This is a genomic window from Streptomyces asoensis, from assembly GCF_013085465.1.
Lineage (GTDB): Bacteria > Actinomycetota > Actinomycetes > Streptomycetales > Streptomycetaceae > Streptomyces > Streptomyces cacaoi_A.
The window spans coordinates 3,553,330-3,579,818 of sequence record NZ_CP049838.1 but is presented as its reverse complement, the minus strand read 5'-3'; the positions used below and the strand labels follow the sequence as shown (position 1 = coordinate 3,579,818).

19 protein-coding genes and 2 tRNA genes are annotated in these 26,489 nt (G+C 71.1%); 17 read left to right on the top strand and 4 right to left on the bottom strand.

Annotated elements, in window-relative coordinates; all coding sequences use genetic code 11:
- Nucleotides 1–96: 96 nt before the first annotated feature.
- The 3 genes from rsfS (at nucleotide 97) to G9272_RS15980 (ending at nucleotide 1,385) form a co-directional block, all read left to right on the top strand.
- Nucleotides 97–549: a ribosome silencing factor gene (gene rsfS, locus G9272_RS15990; RefSeq protein ID WP_171397207.1), complete on the top strand. Its 453-nt coding sequence runs from the start codon at nucleotides 97–99 to the stop codon at nucleotides 547–549.
- Complete coding sequence (locus G9272_RS15985; protein WP_171397206.1) at nucleotides 546–1,220, top strand: histidine phosphatase family protein; 675 nt, start codon at nucleotides 546–548, stop codon at nucleotides 1,218–1,220. The genes rsfS and G9272_RS15985 overlap by 4 nt, the downstream gene beginning before the upstream one ends.
- A 92-nt stretch (nucleotides 1,221–1,312) precedes the next feature.
- Nucleotides 1,313–1,385 (top strand) — tRNA-Ala (locus G9272_RS15980).
- A gap of 90 nt (nucleotides 1,386–1,475) precedes the next feature.
- Here the strand turns inward: G9272_RS15980 and G9272_RS15975 are convergent.
- Nucleotides 1,476–2,414 (bottom strand): helix-turn-helix transcriptional regulator, encoded by a 939-nt coding sequence (locus G9272_RS15975; protein ID WP_301272132.1) that lies wholly within the window; start codon nucleotides 2,412–2,414, stop codon nucleotides 1,476–1,478.
- A 208-nt stretch (nucleotides 2,415–2,622) separates the two neighbouring features.
- On the opposite strand from G9272_RS15975, the gene G9272_RS15970 reads away from it, so the two are divergent.
- From G9272_RS15970 to G9272_RS15960, 3 genes are all read left to right on the top strand, one after another.
- Complete coding sequence (locus G9272_RS15970; RefSeq protein WP_171397205.1) at nucleotides 2,623–4,011, top strand: MFS transporter; 1,389 nt, start codon at nucleotides 2,623–2,625, stop codon at nucleotides 4,009–4,011.
- A gap of 246 nt (nucleotides 4,012–4,257) precedes the next feature.
- On the top strand, nucleotides 4,258–4,491 hold the full coding sequence (locus tag G9272_RS15965) for a hypothetical protein (RefSeq protein ID WP_003976229.1): 234 nt from the start codon (nucleotides 4,258–4,260) through the stop codon (nucleotides 4,489–4,491).
- Nucleotides 4,492–4,622: 131 nt separating this feature from the next.
- Nucleotides 4,623–4,695: transfer RNA gene (locus tag G9272_RS15960), tRNA-Ala, on the top strand.
- A 150-nt stretch (nucleotides 4,696–4,845) separates the two neighbouring features.
- Here G9272_RS15960 and G9272_RS15955 read toward each other — a convergent pair.
- Together G9272_RS15955 and G9272_RS15950 are read right to left on the bottom strand one after the other, a co-directional pair.
- Nucleotides 4,846–6,456, bottom strand: coding sequence for an NADH-quinone oxidoreductase subunit NuoF family protein (locus tag G9272_RS15955; protein WP_171397204.1), 1,611 nt, complete (start codon nucleotides 6,454–6,456; stop codon nucleotides 4,846–4,848).
- Nucleotides 6,453–7,769 carry a ferric reductase-like transmembrane domain-containing protein gene (locus G9272_RS15950; RefSeq protein ID WP_171397203.1) on the bottom strand — a complete coding sequence of 439 codons (1,317 nt, stop codon included), beginning with the start codon at nucleotides 7,767–7,769 and terminating at the stop codon, nucleotides 6,453–6,455. Before G9272_RS15950 ends, G9272_RS15955 begins: the two co-directional genes overlap by 4 nt.
- A gap of 428 nt (nucleotides 7,770–8,197) precedes the next feature.
- Between G9272_RS15950 and leuS the strand changes: the two genes are divergently transcribed.
- The 8 genes from leuS (at nucleotide 8,198) to G9272_RS15910 (ending at nucleotide 19,151) form a co-directional block, all read left to right on the top strand.
- The gene (gene leuS, locus G9272_RS15945) at nucleotides 8,198–11,083 is read left to right on the top strand and encodes a leucine--tRNA ligase (RefSeq protein WP_171397202.1); all 2,886 of its coding nucleotides are present in this window, start codon (nucleotides 8,198–8,200) and stop codon (nucleotides 11,081–11,083) included.
- A gap of 261 nt (nucleotides 11,084–11,344) precedes the next feature.
- A complete protein-coding gene (locus G9272_RS15940; protein ID WP_171397201.1) occupies nucleotides 11,345–12,085 on the top strand; it encodes a hypothetical protein in 741 nt (246 codons plus the stop codon).
- 157 nt (nucleotides 12,086–12,242) lie between these two features.
- Nucleotides 12,243–13,088 carry a DegV family protein gene (locus G9272_RS15935; RefSeq protein WP_171397200.1) on the top strand — a complete coding sequence of 282 codons (846 nt, stop codon included), beginning with the start codon at nucleotides 12,243–12,245 and terminating at the stop codon, nucleotides 13,086–13,088.
- A 107-nt stretch (nucleotides 13,089–13,195) separates the two neighbouring features.
- On the top strand, nucleotides 13,196–14,449 hold the full coding sequence (locus G9272_RS15930; protein WP_171397199.1) for a helix-hairpin-helix domain-containing protein: 1,254 nt from the start codon (nucleotides 13,196–13,198) through the stop codon (nucleotides 14,447–14,449).
- Entirely contained in the window at nucleotides 14,446–17,178 is a 2,733-nt protein-coding gene (locus G9272_RS15925; protein WP_253267822.1) for a ComEC/Rec2 family competence protein, read from the top strand. Before G9272_RS15930 ends, G9272_RS15925 begins: the two co-directional genes overlap by 4 nt.
- Nucleotides 17,179–17,343: 165 nt before the next feature.
- Nucleotides 17,344–17,589, top strand: coding sequence for a hypothetical protein (locus G9272_RS15920; protein WP_171397198.1), 246 nt, complete (start codon nucleotides 17,344–17,346; stop codon nucleotides 17,587–17,589).
- 66 nt (nucleotides 17,590–17,655) lie between these two features.
- A complete protein-coding gene (gene holA / locus G9272_RS15915; RefSeq protein WP_437184275.1) occupies nucleotides 17,656–18,645 on the top strand; it encodes a DNA polymerase III subunit delta in 990 nt (329 codons plus the stop codon).
- Nucleotides 18,646–18,755: 110 nt separating this feature from the next.
- Nucleotides 18,756–19,151 (top strand): nuclear transport factor 2 family protein, encoded by a 396-nt coding sequence (locus tag G9272_RS15910; protein ID WP_171397196.1) that lies wholly within the window; start codon nucleotides 18,756–18,758, stop codon nucleotides 19,149–19,151.
- A gap of 317 nt (nucleotides 19,152–19,468) precedes the next feature.
- Here G9272_RS15910 and rpsT read toward each other — a convergent pair whose 3' ends face one another.
- Entirely contained in the window at nucleotides 19,469–19,735 is a 267-nt protein-coding gene (gene rpsT / locus G9272_RS15905; protein WP_020127768.1) for a 30S ribosomal protein S20, read from the bottom strand.
- Between the two features lie 269 nt (nucleotides 19,736–20,004).
- On the opposite strand from rpsT, the gene lepA reads away from it, so the two are divergent.
- From lepA to G9272_RS15890, 3 genes are all read left to right on the top strand, one after another.
- Nucleotides 20,005–21,873, top strand: a complete 1,869-nt coding sequence (gene lepA, locus G9272_RS15900; protein WP_171397195.1) for a translation elongation factor 4 — start codon at nucleotides 20,005–20,007, stop codon at nucleotides 21,871–21,873.
- Between the two features lie 247 nt (nucleotides 21,874–22,120).
- Nucleotides 22,121–23,995, top strand: coding sequence for an AMP-dependent synthetase/ligase (locus G9272_RS15895; protein WP_171397194.1), 1,875 nt, complete (start codon nucleotides 22,121–22,123; stop codon nucleotides 23,993–23,995).
- Between the two features lie 233 nt (nucleotides 23,996–24,228).
- Complete coding sequence (locus G9272_RS15890) at nucleotides 24,229–26,274, top strand: ATP-binding SpoIIE family protein phosphatase (protein WP_171397193.1); 2,046 nt, start codon at nucleotides 24,229–24,231, stop codon at nucleotides 26,272–26,274.
- Nucleotides 26,275–26,489 lie beyond the last annotated feature (215 nt).

The window sequence follows — 26,489 nt, the reverse complement described above, 5'->3', positions numbered from 1 at the left end:
AAGCGGCCCCCGCGGGTGATCCCTCCATCACGTGGGGTGCCGTCGGCGGACCGTGAGACCCTTGGGGACAAGTGTCCGCCGACGGAAAGCCACGTAGTGACCGCCACCGACCGCTCCATCGAGCTCATCCAGACCGCCGCCCAGGCGGCTGCCGACAAGCTCGCGCACGACATCATCGCGTACGACGTCAGCGACGTGCTGTCGATCACGGACGCCTTCCTGCTGGCCTCCGCGCCCAATGACCGCCAGGTCAAGTCGATCGTCGACGAGATCGAGGAGCGCCTCAACAAGGAGCTCGGCGCCAAGCCCGTACGCCGCGAGGGCGACCGCGACGCCCGCTGGATCCTGCTCGACTACGTCGACATCGTCGTCCACGTCCAGCACAGCGAGGAGCGTGTTTTCTACGCTCTGGAGCGGCTGTGGAAGGACTGCCCCGAGCTCGAGCTGCCCGCCGACGCCAAGGCGACCCGCGGCAAGGCCCAGGAGCACGCCAAGCTACAGGCCGAGGCCGGGGAGGACGACACCGCCGGGTTCGGGGACCTGCGGTGAGCGCCCCCGCGGAGCCGGCCGCCGACAGCCGGCCGGGCCGTGGCCGCCGGGTCATCCTGTGGCGGCACGGCCAGACCGCCTGGAACGTGGAGCGCCGCTTCCAGGGCACGACGGACGTGGAGCTGACCGAGACCGGCGTGGCCCAGGCCCGTCGCGCCGCTCGGCTGCTCGCCTCCCTCCAGCCCGACGCGATCGTCTCCTCGGACCTGTCGCGGGCCGCGAACACGGCCGCCGAGCTCGTCGCCCTCACCGGCCTCGAGGTGATCCACGACGAGGCCCTGCGCGAGACGTACGCGGGCCTCTGGCAGGGTCTGACGCACGACGAGATCATCGCAGGCCACGGCGACGAGTACACCGCGTGGAAGCGCGGTGAGCCGGTCCGCCGAGGCGGCGGCGAACTGGAGACGGAGGTCGCCGACCGTGCCGCTCCCGTGGTGCTGCGGCACGCCGAGAAACTGCCCGAGGACGGCACGCTCGTCGTCGTCAGTCACGGCGGCACCATCCGCACCACCATCGGCCGTCTCCTCGGCCTGGACGCCCACCACTGGGAAGCCCTCGGCGGTCTCTCCAACTGCTGCTGGTCCGTCCTCGGTGAGGGCGCTCGGGGCTGGCGCCTGCTCGAGCACAACGCCGGCACCCTGCCCGAGCCGGTGCTCGGCGACGACGACTGAGCGCCGTGCGGCCGCCGGGACCCGGATTTCACTTTCCGGCAGGTCGCAGGCTAAAGTTCTTCTTGTTCGCCCGCCGAGCGGGAAGAACGCAAGGGGCTATAGCTCAGTTGGTAGAGCGCCTGCATGGCATGCAGGAGGTCAGGAGTTCAATTCTCCTTAGCTCCACGGATCACCTGGTCTGTCGGTCGACACTCTGTTGAGTTGTCAAAGATCGGTAGCGACCGGTTGAGATCTGTTGACAAAGATCCCGTCCCCTCAGGGGGCGGGATTTTTTGTCGCTCCGTTCCGCAGCATGGCGGCGCGGCGCTCCGTCTCCTCGTCGTCGGGCGTGTAGACGACGATCCGGCACTCCGGCATCCCGTTGATCGACAGTGACATCGACGTCATCCGCAGCTCGCCCACCGCCTCGTGCCGGAAGACCTTCACGCGGCGGCCGGGCTCCGCCACGTCACCGGACTCCCACAGCCGCGTGAACAGCGGGCTCGCCTGCGACAGCCGGCGTATGAAGTCCTCCCAGCCGGGCTCACCGGCGTGCAGCCCGTACGACGCCCGCAGGGTCGCCACCATCACCGGCAGCTCCTTGTCCCGGAACAGCAGCGGGCAGTCCTGCTCCCGGACCGTGAACAGCCGCCACAGCGCGTTGTTCGGCCCCGGCACGCAGGCGTCCACCGGCGTGATGAACAGGTCGTGGTAGACGGGGTTGGTGGCCAGGATGTCGTAGCGCGAGTTGTAGACCACCGCCGGTCGGGGCGCCAGGGCGTCGATGATGCCCTGGATCTCCGGTCCCACGCTCCGCACCAGGGCTTCCGGCGCGGCCGTGTAGGGCACCTCCGCCAGGTGGTACAGATGCTCCCGCTCCGGCGGATCGAGCCGCAGGGTGCGCGCGACGGCGTCCAGGACCTGCGCGGAGGCGTTGATCGGCCGGCCCTGCTCCAGCCAGGTGTACCAGGTCACGCCCACGCCCGAGAGCTGCGCGACCTCCTCGCGCCGCAGTCCCGGTGTGCGGCGCCGCAGCCCGGGTGGCATCCCGACGTCACCCGGTGTCACCCGGGCCCGCCTGCTGCGCAGGAACGCGGCCAGCTCGGGGCGGCGCCGATGCGGCGATCCCGGCGCAGGCCCCGGCGCCGGTCCCGGCCTTGTCTCCGTGCCTGTTCGCGTCACCGTCGTCACGTCCCCCGTCGTCACGTCCCCCATGGTGGATCCCCCGCCCGTTCTCTGCCAGGTGCCGTCAGTACCAGCATCGGCGGGCTCTCGGCACCCGTACCGGATCCTCGTCACGCTCGACGGCATGACGACGACACCCCGGACGAGCCCGGTCCCCGCGCCCGTTCCACCCGCTTCAAGTCCTGCTGCCAGTAAAGACCCTGGCACTGACAATCGGCCGCGGCGGCTGCTGGCGGTCGTGCTCGCAGCCCAGTTCATGGCACTGCTCGACGTCTTCATCGTGAACGTCGCGGCCCCCACGATCGGTTCCGACCTGAACGCCTCCGGCGCGGACCTCCAACTGGTCGTCGCCGGATACGCCATCACGTACTCGGTGCTCCTGATCACCGGCGCGCGCCTCGGCGACCGGTTCGGGCACGGCCGCGTCCACCTCGTCGGGCTCGCTCTCTTCACGACCGCCTCGCTGGCCTGCGGGCTGGCTCAGGGCAGTACCGAACTGATCGTGTTCCGGCTGGTGCAGGGTGCCGGGTCGGCGGTGATGATCCCGCAGGTGCTCAGCCTGATCCAGCGCACGTTCACCGGCGAGGCCCGGGTGCGGGCGCTGGGCGTCTACTCGGCGGTCCTCGCCGTCGGCGCGGCGGCCGGACAGATGGTGGGTGGCGTCCTGGTCGCCGCCGATCTGCTGGGCACCGGCTGGCGTCCGGTGTTCCTCGTGAACGTGCCGGTGGGTCTGGTCCTGCTGATCGTCGGCAGGCGCGTCCTGCCCCGTGGTGGGGGAGCGGGACGGGCAGCGGCGGGCGCGGGGGCGTGGGAAGGGGCGCGCGGGATGGACTGGCCCGGTCTCGTGCTTCTGGGCGCCGCCGTCTCACTGATCACGGTGCCGCTCGTGCTCGGACAGGAAAAGGACTGGCCGCTGTGGTCCTGGGTGTCGCTGGCCGTCGGCGCGCTCGTGCTGGTGCTGTTCCGTGGCTACGAGGCCCGGCTCGCCCGGCGGGGCGGCGCCCCGCTGATCGCGCCCCGTGTGCTTCGTCACCCCGGGATGGGTCTCGCCGTCCTGCGTGTCCTGGCCGTCATGGCGGTCAACGGGGGCTTCCTGTTCGTGCTGACCCTGCACGTCCAGGGCGGGCTCGGCTACAGCGCGCTGCGCGCCGGCCTCACCTTCGCGCCGACCGCGGTGGTCTTCGGGGCGGTCGGGCTGACCTGGCGCAGGTGGCCCGCGGCCTGGCAACGGTCCCTGGCCCCGGCCGGGTTCACGCTCACCGCGCTGTCCGTGCTGGGAGTGGGGCTGGCCTTCCGGGGCGGCGACCACGGTGGTGCCTGGCTGTACGCGGCGTACGCCGGCGTGGGTGTCGGGCTCGCCCTCGCCTTCAGCCCGACGCTCACCGGGGCGCTGGCGGCGGTGCGGCCCGAGGACGCGGCGGACGCCAGCGGACTGCTCGCCACGGTCACCCAGCTCGGGCAGCTGATCGGTGTTGCGGCGTTCGGCACACTGTTCTTCCACCGGCTTGAGTCACTTGGGGCCCCAGAGGCGTATACCTCTTCGGAAGCGCTTCTCACATGCATGTTCGCGCTCGCTACGACAGCTGTCCTGGGTGCCGTGTCCGGACTGGTACTGAGGCGTCGCTGACCGTATTGGCCCGGCCGTGGCAGAATCAAACGGCCGGAAGGGAGCGCGGCCCGACGGGAGGGAGTAGCGATGCCTGCGAGCATCCTCGGAGAGGTCGGTCATCTCTCCGAAGCGGCGGTGACACCGGACAGGGCCACCCGGCTACGCTGCCCCTCCTGTGGTTCCGGTCATGTGGCCCAGGTTCTTGGTGACAACGGCGGGATTTCCTACGTGTGCACGGCCTGCGGCCACAGCTGGAGCTGATCGATGGGTGCACACAGGCGAAAGTGCGACTGGTGCGGCAGCGGCACCCCGATCGTCCGTGACATGGAGCCGGTCAACCCCGACTACCAGTACTGGTGCGAGGAATGCGCGCGGGCGCTGATCATAAAAGGCGACCCGATCGAGACGTACCGTGAGCTGGAGGGCGAGCCGATCTACGGGCGGCTCCTCGAGGAGCACTGCACACTGAAGCGGTTCTATTCGTTCGTCACCGCTTGACCCGCATATCGGTTGAAATCGGACGGGGCGGAAACGATTTGGTGGTCCACGCCCCGGGCCGGTAATGTTGGCGTCGCCGCCGGGGAAACCGGGCGACACGGTCGGTAGGCGGCTTCGCCGCTTGGCCACGAGGGGCTATAGCTCAGTTGGTAGAGCGCCTGCATGGCATGCAGGAGGTCAGGAGTTCAATTCTCCTTAGCTCCACAGCAGATCCCGCCGGATCGGATTCGATCCGGCGGGATCTTTTTGCGTTCGGATCGCGTTCCGACATTCCCTCTTCGGACATTCCGTCAGGGGCGACGGTTCGGGGCCGCCTGTTCTCGGACGGCCCCTTGTCGTCTGTCGTCGTGGTGCTCAGCGGCCGAGGGCGCGGCGGCCGCGGCCCTGGGAGAGGACCGGGAGATTGCGGGCGGGCGCCTGAGGGCGTGTGTCCTCCTCGACGCGCAGGGCCAGCGCCGGGCAGCGGCGTACCGCGCGCAGTGCCTTCGCCTCCGCGTTCTGTGGCACCTTCGCCTGTGCCACCGTCGGGAAGCCGTCGGCGCCCAGTTGGAAGACCTCCGGGAGGATGTCGGCGCAGAGGCCGTGGCCGCGGCACAGCGTCCAGTCGACGAAGATCTTCTGACGGCTCGAGCCGCTGTCCTCCGGCGCGATGCCGCTCGTGATGGCCGCCGGGGCCATGCCGGCCTCGAAGAGCGGCAGAACGCCCTCCACGGGGCGTCCGCACCCATTGCCGAGGACATGCGCGGCCAGGTCGTCGGTGAACGCCTTGATGGTCGACTCCAGGAACATCGCGGAGCCGTCCGGGTGCGAGCACGCACCGCGCCGCTTGACGTTCTTGGCGACCTGCTTGAGCGCCTCCAGGGCGGCCGGGCCGCCGCCGTTGATGATGTCCTCCATGCCGCGCGCGGCGGCCGGCAGGCCGAGGTAGCAGGGACCGCACTGTCCCGCGCTCTCGTCGGCCAGCCACTGGGCCACCCGCAGCGACTCACCCAGCGGGCAGGTCTCCTGGCTGATCGGCAGGATCGCGCCGGCGCCGAGCGCCCCGCCCACCGCGTCGAGGGAGTTGCGGGAGACGATCGCCTCGTTGACCGTCGCCGCGTCGATCCACTTGCCGTGATAGCCGCCGGTCAGCACGCCCTGGGGCACCGGCGGGGCACCGGCGAGCTGGAGGACGTAGCGCAGCGGCACGCCCGTGGGCACCTCGATCACCATCGGGCGGGCGACCGCGCCGGAGACCGTCAGCATGACGGTGCCCGGCTCGTCGTACAGGCCGGTGTTGCCGTAGCGCTCCGGGCCGATGCGGGCGGCGATGGCCAGCTGGGCGAACGTCTCGGCGTTGGAGAGCAGGGTCGGCGCGCCGCCGACGCCGTTCTGCGAGGCGCTGACCTTGCGGCCGGGCGGGATCGGCGGGCCGCCGTCGATGGAGCGGATCAGTGACGCGGCGGCGCCGGTGACCATGCGGATCGGGTTGCGTTGGACGAATGCCTTCAGCGCCGATCTACGGCCGTTGCTGAGGCCGCGCTCGGCGAGCGCGGCCTCCATGGAGCGCTGGGTGGATTCGCGGGTGACCCCCACCACGAGCGTGCGGGCACCCAGCGCCTCCGCGACCAGCAGCGCGCCGTCCAGGATGAGGTGCGGGGCACGGTTGATGAGCACCGTGTCCTTGCGACAGGCCGGCTCGTCCTCGCTGCCGTTGACGACGACGACCGGTCGTACGCCGCGCTTGATCGCCGCCTCGGCGACCGAGCGCAGCTTCTTGTGGAAGGGGAAGCCCGCGCCGCCGCGGCCCTTCAGGTTGATGTTCTCGGAGAGCTTCGCGAGTGCCTCTCCGCCCAGGGGTTCGAGCGGCCCGTGCACCTTGAGGTGCATGGGCAGATCGAGTCTTTCGACAAGGTCGAAGCCCGACGTGAGCTGCGGAAGCCCGACCACGCGGACTTCTGGGACGTCGGGCAGGGCCTCGTTCACCTATAGCCTCCGGAAGGCGTGTTCCAAGGTTCGCCCGAACCCGGTGCGTCGAACGACGAGCCAGGTGATGGTTCATTGGCGGGACCGCTGTTGTACGTGTCGTTCTGGTTGTACGTCCCGTAAGGGGGATTCGTCTCACCGGTGTCGTACACGTCACGTCCGCCGTACCCGGCGGTGCCCGAATTGTCATAGACCGGGATGCTGAATCCCGTGTCCTGGAGCGGGTCGTAGGCCGACGGGGGCGCCTCGCCGACCGGCGGCGGGGACGGGACCGGCCAGCTGCCCGAGGTGCTGCCGCCGTTGTCGACCCGGGGGATGGCCTCGGTGGCCTGGATGTCGAACGGCAGGTTCATCCGCGCCGTCTGGTCGGCCGCGTAGGACTGCTGCTGGCCGCGCTGCGGTGTGTTGACGGCGCGATAGGCGGCCGCGAAGCCGTTCGCGGGCTCCGGGGCGGCGGGCGCGGGCGTGTCGTACAGCGGTGACGACGGCGGGGACATCCGGGTGGAGCTCATCGTGTCGGTCAGCGGCGAGCGGCCCGAGCGGCCTTCGTAGCCGGGCAGCGCGGACGATCCGGTCTCTCCCACGCGCGCGCGTGACGCGTCCAGGCCGTCCATGGCGGAGCGGTCCTGCGTACCCAGGATCGTGGCGATCCGGTCGGCGACCTTGCGCTTGAACGGGCGCGGGGCGGAGCGCAGCGCGAGGGCGGCCATGACACCGGCCAGGCACAGCTCGTACGAGACCATGAAGAACGGCTTGGCGGCGCGCCCCGCGAACAGGCCGTGGATCAGGGCCGCACACAGCGCCGGGTAGGCCAGCATGTGCATCGCGCGCCAGCGGGCGGCTACCTCGGCGGGTGCGGCGAACCGGTTGCGCAGCGCGCCGGTGATGCCGACGAAGATCATGAGCAGGGCGGCCAGAGAGCCGAGGCCGATGAGTCCGGCGCTTCCCTTGATGCCCAGGCTGAACGGGATCAGCGCGGCGATCAGGACGGTGTGTTGCAGCGCCAGCTTGACGGAGATGTGCACGACGAGGAACGCGATGGAGCCCACGGCGGTCACGCGGTGGATGCCCTGCGCGATGATCCGCTGGCGCGTGTTGAGGATGAGCCGGTCCTGGGCGACGAGGCCCCAGATGACCGAGCAGGTGAGGCATACCAGTGACAGCACGCCCGCACCGAAGTTGAGGAATGCCTGGAACTGGTCGCCGCCGACCAGCACGACCACGGGTATGAGGACCAGGACGACAGCCGTCGCCACCCCATAGACCGACCGGCCGGGCTTGGGGAGCGAGCTGTTACTAGGACGAGGGTTCATGGGGGCAACTCCGAGCAGTTTCGGGAAAGCGGTCCCGCTGCCGAACTCTAAGTGGCTCCATACCGATGGGTACGAGGTTTGAGTTATTGCGCTGTTATCAAACGACAATGTGGCTGTTGTGATGTCCCTTAGCTACTGTTACGCGAAGTAACCCTTGACCTTGGTTCAGTTCCGGCCTCGCCATTCTGGTCGCAGCAACGTTGTCGCGACCATGCATACGTACGAGCGTCGCGCCTTGCTCAAGGCCTGCGGTACCCTAACGCCATGCGTGCTGTACGCCTTCTGCTTAGCGAGCCGCGCTGATCAGTCCCGACCGCCGGTGAACGGACGGTTCGGAATCGGCGCGGCGTCCCCTCCTGTGCGAGGGGATTTTTCGTTTCCTGGACGACAACCCGCTGGCAGAGACGATCGATGGAGCTTTGAGGACCATGAGCGAGACGAACCCCGCTGCCGCCGCTGCACCGGCGGAGGCCGCGCCGCACCGCTACACGGCTGCCATGGCTGCCGAGATCGAGGCGCGCTGGCAGGACTTCTGGGACGCCGAGGGTACGTACGCCGCACCGAACCCGAAGGGCGACCTGGCCGGTGACCCCGAGCTGGTGGCCCGGCCCAAGAAGTTCATCATGGACATGTTCCCGTACCCCTCCGGTGCGGGCCTGCACGTCGGCCACCCTCTGGGCTACATCGCGACCGACGTCTTCGCGCGCTTCCAGCGCATGACCGGCCACAACGTCCTGCACACCCTGGGCTTCGACGCCTTCGGCCTGCCCGCCGAGCAGCACGCCGTGCAGACGGGCGAGCACCCTCGGATCACCACCGAAGCGGCCATCAACAACATGAAGTCCCAGCTGCGCCGACTGGGTCTGGGCCACGACAAGCGCCGGTCGTTCGCCACGATCGACCCGGACTACTACAAGTGGACCCAGTGGATCTTCCTCCAGATCTTCAACTCCTGGTACGACGACGAGGCGGACAAGGCCCGCCCGATCGCCGAACTGGTCGCCCAGTTCGAGTCCGGTGAGCGCGGCGTACCGGGGCACACGCGCGCGTGGAACGAGCTGACCGCCGCCGAGCGCGCCGACGTCCTGAGCGAGTACCGCCTGGCCTACGCCTCCGACGCCCCGGTCAACTGGTGCCCCGGTCTGGGCACCGTGCTGGCCAACGAGGAGGTCACCGCCGACGGTCGCTCCGAGCGCGGCAACTTCCCCGTCTTCAAGGCCAAGCTGCGCCAGTGGAACATGCGCATCACCGCCTACGCCGACCGCCTGCTGGACGACCTGGACGCGCTGGACTGGCCCGAGGCGATCAAGCTCCAGCAGCGCAACTGGATCGGCCGCTCCGAGGGCGCCCGCGTCGACTTCCCCGTGGACGGCGAGCGCATCACGGTCTTCACCACGCGCCCGGACACCCTGTTCGGCGCGACCTACATGGTCCTGGCGCCCGAGCACCCGCTGGTCGACAAGTTCACCCCGGACAGCTGGCCCGAGGGCACGCACGACGTCTGGACCGGCGGTCACGCGACCCCGGCCGAGGCCGTCGCCGCGTACCGGGCGCAGGCCGCGTCGAAGTCCGACGTCGAGCGCCAGGCCGAGGCCAAGGACAAGACCGGCGTCTTCACCGGCGTGTACGCGACGAATCCGGTCAACGGTGAGCAGGTCCCGGTCTTCATCGCCGACTACGTGCTGATGGGCTACGGCACCGGCGCGATCATGGCCGTCCCGGCGGGCGACCAGCGCGACTTCGAGTTCGCGCGCGCCTTCGAGCTGCCGATCCACTGCATCGTCGAGCCGACCGACGGCCGGGGCACCGACACGTCGACGTGGGAGAACGCCTTCGGGTCGTACGACGCGAAGATCATCGCCTCGTCCAACGAGGAGATCTCGCTGGACGGCCTGGGTGTCGTCGACGCCAAGGCCCGCATCACCGAGTGGCTGGCCCGTAAGGGCATCGGTGAGGGCACCGTCAACTTCCGCCTGCGCGACTGGCTGTTCAGCCGCCAGCGCTACTGGGGCGAGCCCTTCCCGATCGTCTACGACGAGGACGGCGTCGCCCACTCGCTGCCCGAGTCGATGCTGCCCCTGGAACTGCCGGAGGTCGAGGACTACTCGCCGCGCACCTTCGACCCGGACGACGCGAACACGTCCCCGGAGACGCCGCTGTCGCGCAACGAGGACTGGGTGAACGTCACCCTGGACCTGGGCGACGGCAACGGCCCGCGCAGGTACCGCCGCGAGACCAACACCATGCCCAACTGGGCCGGTTCCTGCTGGTACGAGCTGCGCTACCTGGACCCGCACAACAGCGAGAAGCTGGTCGACCCGGAGATCGAGCAGTACTGGATGGGCCCCCGTGAGGGTCAGCCGCACGGCGGTGTCGACCTGTACGTCGGTGGCGCCGAGCACGCCGTGCTTCACCTGCTGTACGCGCGCTTCTGGTCCAAGGTCCTGTTCGACCTGGGGCACGTCTCCTCTGCGGAGCCGTTCCACAAGCTGTTCAACCAGGGCATGATCCAGGCCTACGTCTACCGCGACAGCCGCGGCTTCCCGGTGCCGGCCGCCGAGGTGGAGGAGCGCGACGGCGCGTACTTCTACCAGGACGAGAAGGTCAGCCGCCTGCTGGGCAAGATGGGCAAGTCCCTGAAGAACGCGGTCACTCCGGACGAGATCTGTGTCGAGTACGGCGCGGACACCCTGCGCCTGTACGAGATGGCGATGGGCCCGCTGGACGTGTCGCGGCCGTGGGACACGCGCGCGGTGGTGGGCCAGTACCGCCTGCTTCAGCGACTGTGGCGCAACGTCGTCGACGAGACCACCGGCGAGCTGAGCGTCGTCGACGCCGAGCCCGACGAGAACACCCTGCGAGCCCTGCACAAGGCGATCGACGGGGTGCGCCAGGACCTGGAGGGCCTGCGCTTCAACACCGCCATCGCCAAGATCACCGAGCTGAACAACCACCTGACCAAGGCGGGCGGCGCGGTACCGCGTTCCGTCGCCGAGGCCCTGGTGCTGCTGGTCGCCCCGCTGGCCCCGCACATCGCCGAGGAGCTGTGGCGCCGGCTGGGCCACACCGACTCGGTCGTCCACCGGGACCTGCCGGTCGCCGACCCGGCCTACGTCGTGGACGAGAGCGTGACCTGCGTCGTGCAGATCAAGGGCAAGGTCAAGGCGCGCCTGGAAGTGTCCCCGGCGATCTCCGACGAGGAGCTGGAGAAGGTGGCGCTGGCCGACGAGGGTGTCGTGAAGGCGCTGGGCGGGGCCGGTATCCGCAAGGTCATCGTGCGGGCGCCGAAGCTGGTGAACATCGTTCCGGCGTGAGCGGGAGCGGGAGCTGAACGTGACGGCGCGGTACGCATGAGCGGGCTGTACGGACGATCATGACCGGGTTGTGCGCATGACCGGGCCGTACGCACGGCGGGGCCGGGTGTCGCGGGCCGGTGGGTGCGGCTCCGGGTAGTCCCCTACGGGCAGGTTCGGGGTTCTTCTGGAACTCCGAGCCTGCCCGTCTCGTTTACCGTTTGAAGTGCGGCGTGCCCTGTGCGGCGCCGGATGTGTCGTGGCAGGCCGGAGGAGGAGCTCGTGGAAGCAGTGATCGCAGTAGTCGCCCTGCTCTTCGTGCTCTTTGTGGTGCTCGGCGCCTACGCCACGGTGAAGGTGATCGGCGCCGCCAAGCGGGGCGTCGACCGCACCATCGACCAGGCCCGCCGCACGGTCGAGGACCACACCCTGCGGGCCAAGTCCTTCGCCCAGTTCGGACCGGCCGGCGAGATCGCCCAGTTGAGGCTCAAGCTGCGCACGTCGATGCGGGCCACCCAGGACGCGCTGCACGCGGGCGTCACCGAGGACGAGTCCCTCAAGGAGTCCCTCGCCCTGTTCCACAGGCTCAGCGCGCACGGACACGAACTGGACACCGAGCTCAAGCGCCTGGAATCGGAACCGGACCGGGCGACGCTCGCCGCGCGGCTGCCTTCACTGCGCGAGCGCACCGAGCGCGTCGTGGGATCGGCGGACTCGCTGCGCTGGGCGGCCCGCGACCGGGCCCGCCGCTTCGCGGACGACGACCTCGACTCCCTCAGTGCCCAGATCGACGTCGAGGCCGGTGCTCTCCGGCACTGGACCACGGCGGACTCCTCCACGCAGACACCGCCGCCTCCGTGGCCCGAGGCGCCGGCCGCCGACAGCGCGGCGGAAGGTCAGACCTGGCCGGAGACACCCGGCGCGCGCACCCCGCAGGAGCCGACCCAGCCCGCCATCACCCCACCGGCACCACGCCCCGCCTACCCGTGGCAGAAGAAGCCGCGCCCCGAGAGCACCACCTGAGGCCGGAGCCGGATTCCTGCCCTCCGGGCCCCGGTTCGCCAGGTGACGGGGTCCTGGATCAGGTGCCGTTCGACGTGGTACTTGATTCGGTCAAGGGCGGTCCAGCTGCGAGGGGCCGGGCTGCCGCACGGGGGCTACGCCAGGTAACCTCCAGGTCATGTCCCGCCATGTCGCGATCGTCACGGATTCAACGGCCTACTTGCCGCAGCGGACGATGGAGCGTCACGGCATCACCGCGGTGCCCCTGACCGTCGTCCTCGGCGACCAGGCTCTTGAAGAGGGCAACGAGATCTCGACCCGTTCCCTCGCCCAGGCCCTGCACAAGCGACGTTCCGTCACCACCTCGCGTCCCAGCCCCCAGCTCTTCGCCGAGACGTATCGCAGGATCGCCGAGTCCGGTGCCACCGGCATCGTCTCGCTCCACCTCTCCGCCGAACTGTCCGGCACCTACGACGCGGCGGTCGTCGCGGCGCGTGAGGCGCCGGTGCCGGTGCGGGTGGTGGACACCGGCATGGTCGCGATGGCGCTCGGCTTCTGCGCGCTCGCGGCGGCCGAGGTCGCCGAGGCGGGCGGCACGGTCGACGAGGCGGTCACCGCGGCGGAGAAACGGGCCGCCGGCACCTCCGCCTATTTCTACGTCGACACCCTGGACTACCTGCGCCGCGGCGGCCGGATCGGCGCCGCCCAGGCCCTGTTGGGCTCCGCGCTCGCGGTGAAGCCGCTGCTCCAGCTGAGCGGGGGGCGCATCGACCTCCTGGAGAAGGTACGGACGGCGTCGAAGGCGATCGCCCGCCTGGAGGAACTCGGGGCCGACCGGGCGGGCAGCGCGCCGGTCGACATCGCCGTGCACCATCTCGCCGCTCCCGAGCGGGCGTCCGCGCTCGCCGACCGTCTGCGGTCCCGCGTGCCCGGACTCGCCGACCTGCATGTGAGCGAGGTCGGCGCGGTGATCGGGGCGCATACCGGGCCGGGGCTGCTGGGGGTCGTGGTCTCGCCGCGCTGAAGGCTCGGCTCACTCGTGTGAGTGGTGGAGTTATCCACAACTGGGCGGTCATCCCCGGAAATTGAGCAAGATCATCGCGGTGTGGCGAAGTGCCCGATCCTCGTCGCATGGCACTTCGATCACATCCACGCAGCCCGAACGCGACCAGCGGCCCCGGCCGGGGCCCCGGCTCCGACGGCCGTTCCCACCGTCTCCGTCCACCGGGCGGCCGCCGGAACGGACACCGACACGCCTCGGCGGAGGAGATCCGCCGCCGGGCGAAGGTGCTCTTCGCCGAACGGCCCCGGGAACAAGGGGAGATGGGGATGGGGCCGCCGGGTGAGGGCGGTGGGGATGGTGGGGGTGCTGTTCTTGTTGATGTGTCGGGTGCGTCGGGTGCGTCGGGTGCGTCGGGTGCGTCGGGGGCAACGGATGCATCGGGGGCGTCAGGTGTACAGGAATCGGCCGGTGCGGCAGTAGCGGTGGTGGTGGCGGGGGTGCCGGTTGCGCCGGGTGCTCTGAAGAGGTCCGGTGCGTCACGGGTGGATGTGCCCGGTGGCGAGGGTGTGCAGCATGCCGATGCCGATGCCGAAATCGACGGCGACGGCGACGAGATTCGTAAGGGGAGTACTCCCCGTGTCGCCGGGCCCTGGCAGGAGCGGGTGGGGCTTGCTCTGCGGGAGCGGATGCCGGTGTGGCTGCTGGCGCGCTGCGGGCTGGAACGCAGGAGTGTGCTCGCGCTCTCGGTGCTGCTCGTCGTCGCCGCCGCCTTCGCCGTGCAGCACTTCTGGGTCGGCCGGGCCCAGCCGGTGCGGGCACCGGAGGTGGTGCGAGCCGCCGCCCCCTACGAGTCGGGGGAGCTGAACTCGGCTGCCGGTACCGCCCCTTCCGCAGGCCCGCCGGGCGTCGGCGGCACGGCCGGGGCCGAGATCGTGGTGGACGTCAGCGGCAAGGTGAGGAAGCCCGGCATCCACCGCCTCCCGGCCGGTTCACGGGTGGTCGACGCGCTGGGCGCGGCCGGTGGTGTGCGACCGGGCACCGACACCGACGGTCTCAACCGCGCGCGTTTCCTCGTGGACGGGGAGCAGGTCGTCGTCGGCGTTCCCGTCCCGCAGGCCGGGGCCGCCGGGACGGGAGCGGGGTCGTCGTCGGCGGGCTCCACCGGTGCCGGCACGGGAGCAGGGCCACCGGTCCCCGTCTCCCTCAACACGGCCACCGTGGACCAGTTCGACACGCTGCCCGGCGTGGGACCCGTGCTGGCGCAGCACATCATCGACTACCGGGCGCAGCACGGCGGTTTCCGGTCGGTGGACGAACTGCGCGAGGTCAACGGCATCGGCGAGCGACGCTTCGCCGACCTGCGGAATCTCGTGCGGCCATGAGGCGCGAAGACAGCGAGGCCGTCGGTGGCCGGGCCGGACCCGGCTCCGCTGCCCGCCAGGCCGTGCACGCGGCCTCCGGGAAGCGGCTGGGCGACGCCCATCCGCGTCAGGAAGGGCCGGTGGATCTACGGCTGGTACCACCCGCGCTGGCGGCCTGGGTGACGGCGGCGCTGACGTTGGACGCGTCTCCGGGGGTGGTGGGCGGCATCGTGGCCGTCTGCCTCCTGGCCGCCGGTGCCCTGCTGATCGTGAGGCGGCGTGCGGCGGGGCGCGGTGCGGGGCCCGTTGCGGGGCCTGTTGCCGGTCGGCGGATGTGGCCCCGGGTCACCGTCGCCGCCTCGTTGCTCTGCGTGGGCGCGGCTGCCGCGTCATCCGGGCTGCACGGGGCCGATCTGCGCCGGGGGCCGGTGCCGGAGTTGGCGCGGGAGTACGCGACCGTCACCGCCGAGGTCGAGATCACCTCCGATCCACGACTCACCCGGCCCCGGGTCAGAGGGGACCAGGTGACCCCGGACTCCGTGCTGATCAACGCCGAGGTACGCAGCGTCGAGGGGGCGGCGCGGACGGCCGTCGCGACGCGGGCCCCGGTACTGGTGGTGGTGGACGTCGGCTCGCGCTGGAGCGCGGGTGGGGCACGGGCGAATCCCGAGAGCCGCCAGATGCCGGGCCAGCTGGGGCCCAGCCGCCAGGCGCCTGGTCGTCAGGCGTTCGGCGGTGCTCCCGAGGAGGCTGTCGGCCCGGCTGGGGCCGGCGGTGTGCGGGGCTCCGGGGTGCGGTCCGGGGTGCAGTCCAGGACTTCGTGGCTGGGGCTGTTGCCGTCCACGCGGGTGCGGGTGACCGGGCGGCTGGTGCCCGCGCTGGCCGGCGGGGACCGATTCGCGGCCGTGCTGCGGGTGCGGGGCCGAGTGGTGCCGTCGGTCGTGCGGGAACCGTCGGGCACGCAGCGGTTGGCGGGGCGATTGCGGGCGGGACTGCGGGAGGCCACCGACGGACTCCCGGCGGACGCGAGGGCACTGCTGCCGGGGCTGGTCGTCGGGGACACCTCGCGGATCACGCCCGAACTGGACGAGGCGTTCAAGGCGACGGATCTGGCCCACACCCTCGCCGTTTCCGGGAGCAACCTCACGATCATCCTCGTCCTGCTCCTCGGCCCGCCCGGGCTGGCCCAGCAGGTCGAGCGCCGCGGTCTGGCACCTCGCCTCGGCGTCCCGCTCCGGGCGACCGCGCTGCTCGGCGGAGCGCTCACGCTCGGCTTCGTGGTGGTGTGCCGGCCCGACCCGAGCGTGCTGCGCGCCGCGGCCTGTGGAGCGATCGTGCTCCTCGCCCTGGCGACCGGCCGCCGTCGGTCCCTGATCCCGGCGCTGGCGACGGCGGTGCTGCTGTTGGTGCTGTACGACCCGTGGCTGGCCCGGAGTTACGGGTTCCTGCTGTCCGTCCTGGCCACCGGGGCCCTGCTGACGCTGGCGCCACGCTGGAGTGCCGCGCTGCGACGGCGCCGGGTGCCCCCGCGGCTCGCGGAGGCGTTGGCGGCCGCGGGAGCCGCGCAGGCGCTGTGCGCGCCGGTCGTGGCGGTGCTGTCGGCGCGGGTGAGCCTGGTGGCGGTGCCCTGCAATCTCCTGGTGGAGTTCGCGGTCGCGCCGGCGACAGTGCTGGGTTTCGCGGTGCTGGCGACGGCTCCTGTGGCGATGCCGGTGGCCGAGGCGCTGGCGTGGTGCGCGAGTTGGCCGGCCGCGTGGATCGCCGGTGTGGCGCGGAGCGGGGCGGCGCTGCCCGGCGGGGGAGTGGACTGGCCGGGGAACTGGGGTGGGGCGTTCCTGCTCGCCCTGGTCACGGGCGGGGTGGTGCTGCTCGGGCGGCGGCTGTCGCGGCACCCGTGGCTGTGTGCGGTCTGCGGGGTGCTGCTTCTGCTCGTGGTGGTGCAACCGCCGCCGCTGACCCGGGTGCTCACGGGCTGGCCGCCACCGGGCTGGCGGCTCGCGATGTGCGACGTGGGGCAGGGTGACGCGACCGTCCTGGCGGCGGGCGGGGGCGTCGGCGTGGTGGTGGACGCCGGGCCGGATCCGGCACTGGTCGACCGCTGTCTGCGCAAGCTCGGGATCACCCGGGTGCCGCTCGTCGTGCTGACCCACTTCCACGCCGATCATGTGGCCGGGTTGCCGGGAGTGCTGCGGGGCCGGGCGGTGGGGGCGATCGAGACGACGGGGTTCGAGGAGCCCGTGGACCAGGTGGAGTTCGTGCGGAGGGAGGCGGAGGCGCGGGACGTGCCGGTGGTGCGGGCCGCGGCCGGGGAGCGGCGGCGGGTCGGTGCTCTCGACTGGGAGGTGCTGTGGCCGCCACCGGGCCCGGCGTCGCGCCCGGACGGGCCGAACGACGCGAGCGTGACGTTGCTCGTGCGGGCGGCCGGGCTGCGGATGCTGCTGCTCGGCGATCTCGAACCCCCGGCCCAGCAGGCGTTGTTGCGATCGCCGGCGGCACCGTTGGTGCGTGGGGTGGATGTGCTCAAGGTGGCTCATCACGGCTCGGCCTACCAGGCCCCCGACCTCATACGCGCCGTGGCGCCACGGCTGGCGTTGATCTCGTGCGGCGCGGACAACCCGTACGGGCATCCCGCGCCCAGCACGGTCGCGGCGTTGCGCGCGGGAGGGGCGGCAGTGCTGCGGACGGACCGGGACGGGGCGCTGGCGGTGGCCACCGGCACGGGCGGGGAGCTGCGGGTGGCGCGGGACTGAGGGCGGAGAGGGCCATGGCTGAAGTCTGGGGTGACCGTTGGGGGGGGGACCGTCTGGGGAGACCGAGTGGGGTGACCGTCTGGGGAGACCGAGTGGGGGTGATCGTCTGGGGAGACCGGGTGGGGGAGACCGGGTGGGGGAGACCGGGTGTCGGAAAATGGTGCGGTGAGTGATGTGAGACATGTGCTGGTGCTGCCCGATCGCGATGCCGCGGAGGAGGTGGCCCAGGCGCTCGGGGACCGGTTCGGGGTGCGCGAGGAGCCGAGGGTCGTCCGGGACGCGTTGGCGGGGGAGGACGACGCGGAGGACGCGCAGTGGCTCGTCCTGCTGCGGGACGAGGAGGAACACCTCGACGCGGCGGCGCTGGACGAGTTCGCGGGGGAGTGGGAGGGCTGGCGGGAGGAGCCGTGACCGTGATCCGTCGGCGGCTCGTCGGTGGGGCCCGGGTTGTCAGTGGCTCGTGGGATGCTTTCGGTGATGGCCAGGAAGACTGCGAATGACGACCCTCTCGCCCCGGTGACGCTTGCCGTGGGCCAGGAGGACCTCCTGCTCGACCGTGCCGTGCAGGAGGTGGTGGCCGCCGCCAGGGCCGCCGACGCCGACACGGACGTGCGCGACCTGACCCCGGACCAGGTGCAGCCCGGCACGCTCGCCGAACTGACCAGCCCCTCGCTCTTCGCGGAACGCAAGGTCGTGGTCGTACGCAACGCGCACGATCTGTCCGCCGACACGGTCAAGGACGTCAAGGCGTATCTGGGGTCGCCCGCCGAGGAGATCACGCTGGTGCTGCTGCACGCCGGCGGAGTCAAGGGCAAGGGGCTGCTGGACGCCGCGCGCAAGGCGGGGGCGCGGGAGGTGGCCTGTCCGAAGATGACCAAGCCGGCGGACCGGCTGGCCTTCGTGCGGCAGGAGTTCCGGGCCACCGGTCGGTCGGCCACGCCCGAGGCGTGCCAGGCGCTCGTCGACGCCATCGGCAGCGATCTGCGGGAGCTGGCCTCGGCCGTGTCCCAGCTGGTCGCCGATGTCGAGGGGACCATCGACGAGGCCGTCGTCGGGCGGTACTACACCGGGCGGGCCGAAGCCTCGAGCTTCACCGTCGCGGACCGGGCGGTGGAGGGGCGGGCCGCCGAGGCGCTGGAGGCGCTGCGCTGGTCGCTGGCGACCGGGGTGGCGCCGGTGCTGATCACCAGTGCGCTGGCCCAGGGAGTGCGGGCGATCGGCAAGCTGTCCTCGGCGCGCGGCGGCCGGCCGGCCGATCTCGCCAGGGAGTTGGGTATGCCGCCCTGGAAGATCGACCGGGTGCGCCAGCAGATGCGGGGCTGGACGCCGGACGGAGTGTCCGTCGCGCTGCGGGCCGTCGCCGAGGCGGACGCGGGAGTGAAGGGCGGCGGTGACGACCCCGAGTACGCCCTCGAGAAGGCCGTCGTGGCGGTCGCGCGGGCGGCGCGGTCCGGGGGCCGCGGGTAGCCGTACGTCCCAGGCGTCACCGGGGTGATCCAGTAGCCGTTCCCCTGCCGGGGAGGAGAATCGGGGTACCGGCCGCACATCGCCGACGCATGCGAAAGGTGGCGATCGACATGGCTGAGCACCCGCACGCGGCACTCGTCCGCAAGGGATACGAGGCCTTCACCCGCGGGGACATGGACACCCTGCGCGGGATGATGACGGGGGACTGTACGCACCACGTGCCCGGTTCCCACATGCTCTCCGGGGACTTCAAGGGCCTCGACGCGGTCATGGACATGTACGGCAGGCTGTTCTCGGAGACGGGCGGGTCGCTGCGCGTCGACCTGCGCACCGTACTCGTCGACGGCCGTGGGCATGCCGTCTCCCTGCACCGGATCACCGCCGACCGCAACGGCAAGCACATGGACGACAACGGGGGCATCGTCTTCCGGATCGTCGGTGACAAGATCAGCGATCTCGACGAGTGCGTCGAGGACATCGACACGAGCAACGACTTCTGGTCCTGACGAGCCCTGTCACCCCTGTCACCCCTGTCACCCCTGTCACCCCTGCCACCCCTGCTGCCCCTGTCACCCCGGTCACTCCGGCCCCTCCGGTCACCTCTGACGGTTCCGGTCCCTGCCCCGGGGGCGCCCCGGCAGACCGAAGGCCCCCGTACCCGCCCTGGGGAAGGGCGAGGCGCGGGGGCCTTCGGTTCAAGCTTCAAGCTGCTGGATCGCGCCCGCGTGGCGAACGCAGGCCGCGCGCGATCCGTTGGGTGCCGGTCGGGGGCGGATGAGAGAGGGCCCGCCCTGGGTCCTTCCGGCGATCAGATCTGAGGGATTCAGCCCTTGAGGGTCTCGACCTTGGAAGCAAGCGCCGACTTCTTGTTGGCGGCCTGGTTCTTGTGGATGACGCCCTTCGAGACGGCCTTGTCGAGCTGACGCGCGGCAGCGCGCTGGTACTCGGTGGCCTTCTCGACGTCACCCGCGGCAGCAGCCTCACGGGCCTTGCGGATCGCGGTCTTCAGGGAGGACTTGACGGCCTTGTTGCGCAGCCGAGCCTTCTCGTTGGTCTTGATCCGCTTGATCTGGGACTTGATGTTCGCCACGAATGAGCCTTTTCAGGTTCAGGCACGGGCCCCTACGGGTCCCGTACCGATGATTTTCCGAGATGCCCCGAAGTTTCCCGAGAAGTGTTGTCCGAGAAGTCCTCCGAGGCGATGTGCCTCGTGCTGAGAGGGCAAGAGACACAGCTGCCCAGACTACCAGTGGCTCCCCGAGTGGCCCAAACCGGTCCCCGGTCGCCACCCGTGGGACCATGGAGCCTACGTATCGATCCGACCCGAGGCACAAGGCGCCTCAAGAGACAGGACCCTGCGTGCCCGCGACCCCTAACAATGTGCCCGAGCCGAGCCGTACTGACCCGGCTCTGATCCGCAATTTCTGCATCATCGCGCACATCGACCACGGCAAGTCCACGCTCGCCGACCGCATGCTCCAGCTGACCGGAGTGGTCGATCAGCGGCAGATGCGTGCTCAGTACCTCGACCGCATGGACATCGAGCGCGAGCGCGGCATCACGATCAAGTCCCAGGCGGTCCGACTGCCCTGGGCCCCGACCGAGGACCCGGGCAAGACCCACATCCTCAACATGATCGACACCCCCGGGCACGTGGACTTCACGTACGAGGTGTCCCGGTCGCTGGCCGCCTGTGAGGGGACCGTCCTCCTGGTCGACGCCGCCCAGGGCATCGAGGCCCAGACTCTCGCCAACCTCTACCTGGCGATGGAGAACGACCTCAAGATCATCCCCGTACTGAACAAGATCGACCTTCCGGCCGCCCAGCCCGAGAAGTTCTCCGAGGAGCTCGCCAACCTCATCGGCTGTGACCCCGCGGACGTGCTCAAGGTCTCCGCCAAGACCGGTCTGGGCGTCGAGGCGCTGCTGGACCGGGTCGTGGCCGAGGTCCCCGCGCCGGTCGGCGTCCAGGACGCCCCCGCGCGCGCCATGATCTTCGACTCGGTGTACGACTCCTACCGCGGTGTCGTGACGTACGTGCGTGTCATCGACGGTCAGCTCAACAAGCGTGAGCGGATTCGCATGATGTCCACCGGCGCGACGCACGAGCTGCTGGAGATCGGCGTCTCGGCCCCCGAGATGAAGTCGGCCGACGGCCTCGGTGTCGGTGAGGTCGGCTATCTGATCACCGGCGTGAAGGACGTCCGCCAGTCCAAGGTCGGTGACACGATCACCACCCTGCACAAGGGGGCCACCGAGGCGCTCGGCGGCTACAAGGACCCGAAGCCGATGGTCTTCTCGGGTCTGTATCCGCTGGACGGCTCCGACTACCCCGAGCTGCGCGACGCCCTCGACAAGCTCCAGCTCAACGACGCCGCGCTGGTGTACGAGCCGGAGACCTCCGCCGCCCTCGGCTTCGGTTTCCGCGTCGGCTTCCTGGGCCTGCTGCACCTCGACGTGATCCGCGAGCGGCTGGAGCGCGAGTTCGGGCTCGACCTCATCGCCACCGCGCCCAACGTGGTCTACCGCGTGGTCATGGAGGACGGCGCCGAGCACACGGTCACCAACCCGAGCGAGTTCCCCGAGGGGAAGATCGACGACGTGTACGAGCCCGTCGTACGCGCCACGATCCTCGCGCCCTCCGAGTTCATCGGCTCGATCATGGAGCTGTGCCAGACCCGGCGCGGCACCCTGCTCGGCATGGACTACCTCTCCGAGGACCGGGTCGAGATCCGCTACACGCTCCCGCTCGCGGAGATCGTCTTCGACTTCTTCGACCAGCTGAAGTCCAAGACGCGCGGCTACGCCTCCCTGGACTACGAGCCCACCGGCGAGCAGGCCTCCAGCCTGGTCAAGGTCGACATCCTGCTGCACGGCGACAAGGTGGACGCCTTCTCGGCGGTCACGCACAAGGACGCGGCGTACGCGTACGGTGTGCGGCTCGTCGCCAAGCTGCGCGAGCTCATCCCGCGGCAGGCCTTCGAGGTGCCCATCCAGGCGGCCATCGGCTCCCGGGTCATCGCCCGCGAGACCATCCGCGCCATCCGCAAGGACGTCCTCGCCAAGTGCTACGGCGGTGACATCTCCCGGAAGCGGAAGCTGCTGGAGAAGCAGAAGGAAGGCAAGAAGCGGATGAAGATGGTGGGTTCCGTGGAGGTTCCGCAGGAAGCCTTCATCGCCGTCCTGAGCAGTGACGACAACGCGGGATCGGGCAAGGGCAAGAAATAGCCACGATGTACGCCGGTTTTCAGGGCCCGTCGCGCGACAGCGCGGCGGGCCCTGTGGCTTTATTCAGGAGAAAGTGACTGCCCGGAGCCCCTTACGTGCTGGCCAGTCGCCCTCTACTCTGATCCCTGCTCGGTAGTTACTCGTGAGTTAAACAACAGCCGCCGTCAACAACCGCCGCTGTCAGCAACCGCCGCGTCGAATGACGCCGCAATGAGCCAGCCGCATCGTCGCGGGCCCGGAGGATGTCGTGAGCGACACACAGACACTGATCGAGAACCGTCCGCCGTCCGTCGCGGGCCTCTTCCTGGAGCGCGTGGCGGCCACGCCCGACGCCGAGGCATACCGGTACCCGGTACCGGCCGCGGCCGGCGAGGGACCCGACGCCTGGAAGTCGCTGACCTGGGCGCAGGCCGCCGAACGGGTCTACGCGATCGCGGCCGGCCTCATCGAGCTGGGCGTGCGGGCCGAGCAGCGCGTCGCGCTCGCCGCCTCGACCCGGCTCGAGTGGATCCTCGCCGACCTCGGCATCATGTGCGCCGGGGCCGCCACGACCACCGTCTACCCGCAGACCAACGCCGACGAGTCCGCGTTCATCCTCGCGGACTCCGAGTCCAAGGTGCTGATCGCCGAGGACGCGGCCCAGCTCGCCAAGGCCGTCGAGAAGCGCGCCGAGCTGCCCGCCCTCACCCATGTGGTCGTGATCGACCCGGCCGGTGTGGAGACCGCCGACTGGATCCTCACCCTCGACGAGCTGGAGAAGCGCGGCGCCGCCCGGCTGGAGAAGGAAGCCCAGCTGATCAAGGAGCGGGTCGGCGCGATCACGAAGGACCAGCTCGCCACCCTGATCTACACCTCCGGCACCACCGGCCGGCCCAAGGGCGTCCGCCTGCCGCACGACAACTGGTCGTACATGGCGAAGGCGATCGCCGCGACCGGTCTGGTCGGCCCCGACGACGTGCAGTACCTGTGGCTGCCGCTCGCGCACGTCTTCGGCAAGGTCCTCACTTCCGGCCAGATCGAGGTCGGGCACGTCACCGCCGTCGACGGCCGCGTCGACAAGATCATCGAGAACCTGCCGATCGTCCAGCCGACGTACATGGCCGCCGTGCCGCGCATCTTCGAGAAGGTCTACAACGGGGTCGCCGCCAAGGCCCGTGCGGGCGGCGGGGCAAAGTTCAAGATCTTCCAGTGGGCCGCCGAGGTCTCCCGCGAGTACGCCAAGGCCGCCCAGGACAACTTCCGGCGCACCGGCACCGCCGCCGTCCCCTTCGGGCTCGGCGCCAAGCACAAGGTCGCCGACGCACTCGTCTACGCCAAGATCCGCGAAGCCTTCGGCGGCAACCTGCGCGCGTGTGTCTCCGGGTCGGCGGCGCTCGCGCCGGACATCGGCTACTTCTTCGCCGGCGCCGGCATCCACATCCTCGAGGGCTACGGCCTGACGGAGTCCTCCGCGGCCTCCTTCGTCAACCCCGGTGAGGCCTACCGCACCGGCACGGTCGGCAAGCCGCTGCCCGGCACGGAGGTGCGGATCGCCGACGACGGCGAGATCCTGCTGCGCGGCCCCGGCATCATGGAGGGCTACCACGGGCTCCCCGAGAAGACCGCCGAGGTCCTGGAGGCCGACGGCTGGTTCCACACCGGCGACATCGGCGAGCTGTCGCCCGACGGGTACCTGCGCATCACCGACCGCAAGAAGGACCTCATCAAGACGTCCGGCGGCAAGTACATCGCGCCCGCCGAGGTCGAGGGACAGTTCAAGGCGGTGTGCCCGTACGTCTCCAACATCCTCGTGCACGGCGCCGACCGGAACTTCTGCACGGCGCTCATCGCCCTCGACGAGCCGTCGCTCCTCGACTGGGCGAAGGACAACGGGCTGGCCGGAAAGTCGTACGCGGACGTCGTCGCCGCGCCCGTCACCGTGGAGCTCATCGACGGCTACGTCAAGCAGCTCAACGAGGGACTCCAGCGCTGGCAGACCATCAAGAAGTTCCGGCTGCTGCCCCGGGACCTGGACGTCGAGCACGGCGAGATCACGCCCAGCCTGAAGCTGAAGCGGCCCGTCGTGGAGCGGGAGTACAAGCACCTCATCGACGAGATGTACGCCGGATCGCGCGAGGCGTAGCGCGGGGCGCGACGGCGCGGGGCCGGCGCACCGGCGCGGGGCACAGCGCGTCGGCGCGCGGAGGGGCGGAGTCCGAATGCTCGGATTCCGCCCCTCAACCGCGCTTCATCGAGCATGCGCGGACAGATGCGCAGCACGGTTCTCGCTCAGGACGGCCCACTTCGGTAACCCAGCGCTCATGGCCGGGATCGGTCTGTCACCCTGTGGGCATCCGACCGCCCGGGGAGCTGCGCATGGGGGCCATTCCGACGCAACGGGAGACCGCGTCCCGTGCCCAGGGCGCGCCCGCGCACCCGAGTACGCACTCGGTCGCGCTCCCGCACACCCGCGCGACCCTGAACGGCAGCCCCCTCGCGCCCGGCGCCGCCCGCGAGCTGGTGCGCGCCGCGCTGACGGAGTGGGCCGGTCTCGGCCTGCTCGGCGCGAAGGCGGCCGGGGAGGCCGGCGAGACCGGGGACGCCGGCGAGCGCCTCGCGGAGGACACCACACTCGTCGTCAGCGAGCTCGTCACGAACGCCGTCGTGCACGCCGGCACCGACGTCGAGCTGGCGTGCCGGCTGGAGGAGCACCCCGAGCACCCCGGGCATCCCGGTGGCTGCCGCGCGGTCGTCGTCGAGGTCTCCGACCACCATCCCTCCCGCGCCCCGCGCGACGGCACCGCCGAACCGTCGTACGGGACGCCGGAGTACGGCCGCGGCCTGCGCCTGGTCGCCGCGCTCGCCGACGCCTGGGGGGTGACGTACCGCAGGGGGACGAAGACGGTCTGGGCCCGGCTGCTGCCGACGGCCGCCGAGTCCCAGGACGCCGACCTCTCCGGCCGTGGTGACCACCCGCGTCCCGGCCATGAGCAGAACATCCCCGGCCACGCGGGACACCTCGGTTGCTTCAGCCACGCCGGCCTCACCGCCGACCCCGACCGCCCCCTCGACGACGTCGGCCCGGGTCTCCTCGAGGCCCTGGCCCCGGTCCCGCAACCGGTCGGGTCGAGGGACCGGGACTGGCTCAACCGCGGTGCCCTCTCCTTTCTCGCCGAGGCGTCCGATCTGCTGGCCGGACAGCTCGACGAGGATCTGGTGGCCGCGCTGACCGGCCAGCTGCTCGTGCCGCGGCTCGCCGACTGGTGCGCGGTGTGGCTCGAGGACGAGGTGAGCGGGCGCGGTGAGTGGGCCGGCGGGCCGGGGCCGCGGCTGGCCCGGGTCTGGCACGGCTGCGAGAACCGCGTCGAGGAGCTGCGCCGGGCCCTGGAGAAGGATCCGCCCGGTCCGCCCGACGGCGGTCCCCGCTCCGGGCCCGAGCCCTTCCCCTGGCCCGGCGCGGCGCTCGGCCCGCACGGCACGGCCCTCGCCTACCGGCTGATCGCCGGCGGTCGGCCGCTCGGCACCCTGGTCATCGGGCAGGCGGGGCGGCCGCCCTTCGCCGACGAGGTCACCGGGCTCGTCGAGGATCTCGGCCGTCGGGTGGCGCTCGCCATCGGAGCGGCCCGTCAGTACGCCCGCCAGGCCACCATCAGCGCCGTCCTCCAGCGGGGGCTGCTGCCCGGCGCGGTCGCCGAGATCCCCGGGGTGCGCAGCGCCCTCGTCTACGAGCCGCGCGAGCAGGGCGGCCCGAGCGGCGACTTCTACGACCTGTTCCCGGCGGGCGACGGCCGCTGGTGCTTCGCGGTGGGCGATGTGCAGGGCAAGGGCCCGGAGGCGGCCGTCGTCATCGGCCTCGCCCGGCCCTGGCTGCGGCTGCTGGCCCGCGAGGGCTATGGCGTGGCCGACGTCCTGGACCGGCTCAACCAGCTCCTCCTCGACGACGCGACCGAGGCCGCCGACGCCGCCGCCCGAGCCTTCGTCGGCCCCGCCGGGCCGGGCGACGGCCCGCAGACCCGCTTCCTTTCGCTCCTCTACGGCGAGCTGGCCCCCTTCGAGGGAGGGGTCCGCTGCACTCTCGCCTCCGCCGGGCATCCGCTGCCGCTGCTGCTCGGGCCGGACGGCTCGGTCGCCACGGGCGGGCGTCCGCAGACCCTGCTCGGGGTCATCGAGGACGTCACGTACACCAGCGACAGTCTGGAGCTGCGGCCCGGCGACAGTCTGCTGTGCGTCACCGACGGCGTCACGGAACGACGGTCGGGCCTCCGGCAGTTCGACGACGAGGACGGTCTCGCCGCCGCGCTGGCGGGCTGCGTCGGACTCGACGCGGAGCTGATCGCGGAGCGGATCCGGCGGCTGGTGCACGAGTTCGGCGACCAGCCGCCGGAGGACGACCTGGCACTGCTGGTGCTTCAGGCGGAGTAGCCGCCGCTCGTGCCAGTCCGCGGGGCCGGGTACGGCAGTGGTGGCGGGCCGGGTGTGGCGGGCGGGACGGTGTGGTGGCGAGGCCGGAGCCGGGCGCGGCGGCGATGGCGGCGGGGCCGGGTACGGCGGGCGGGGCGGTGTGGTGGCGGGGCCGGGGCCGGGTACGGCGGCGATGGCGGCGGGGCCGGGTATGGCGGGTACGGCGGCGATGGCGG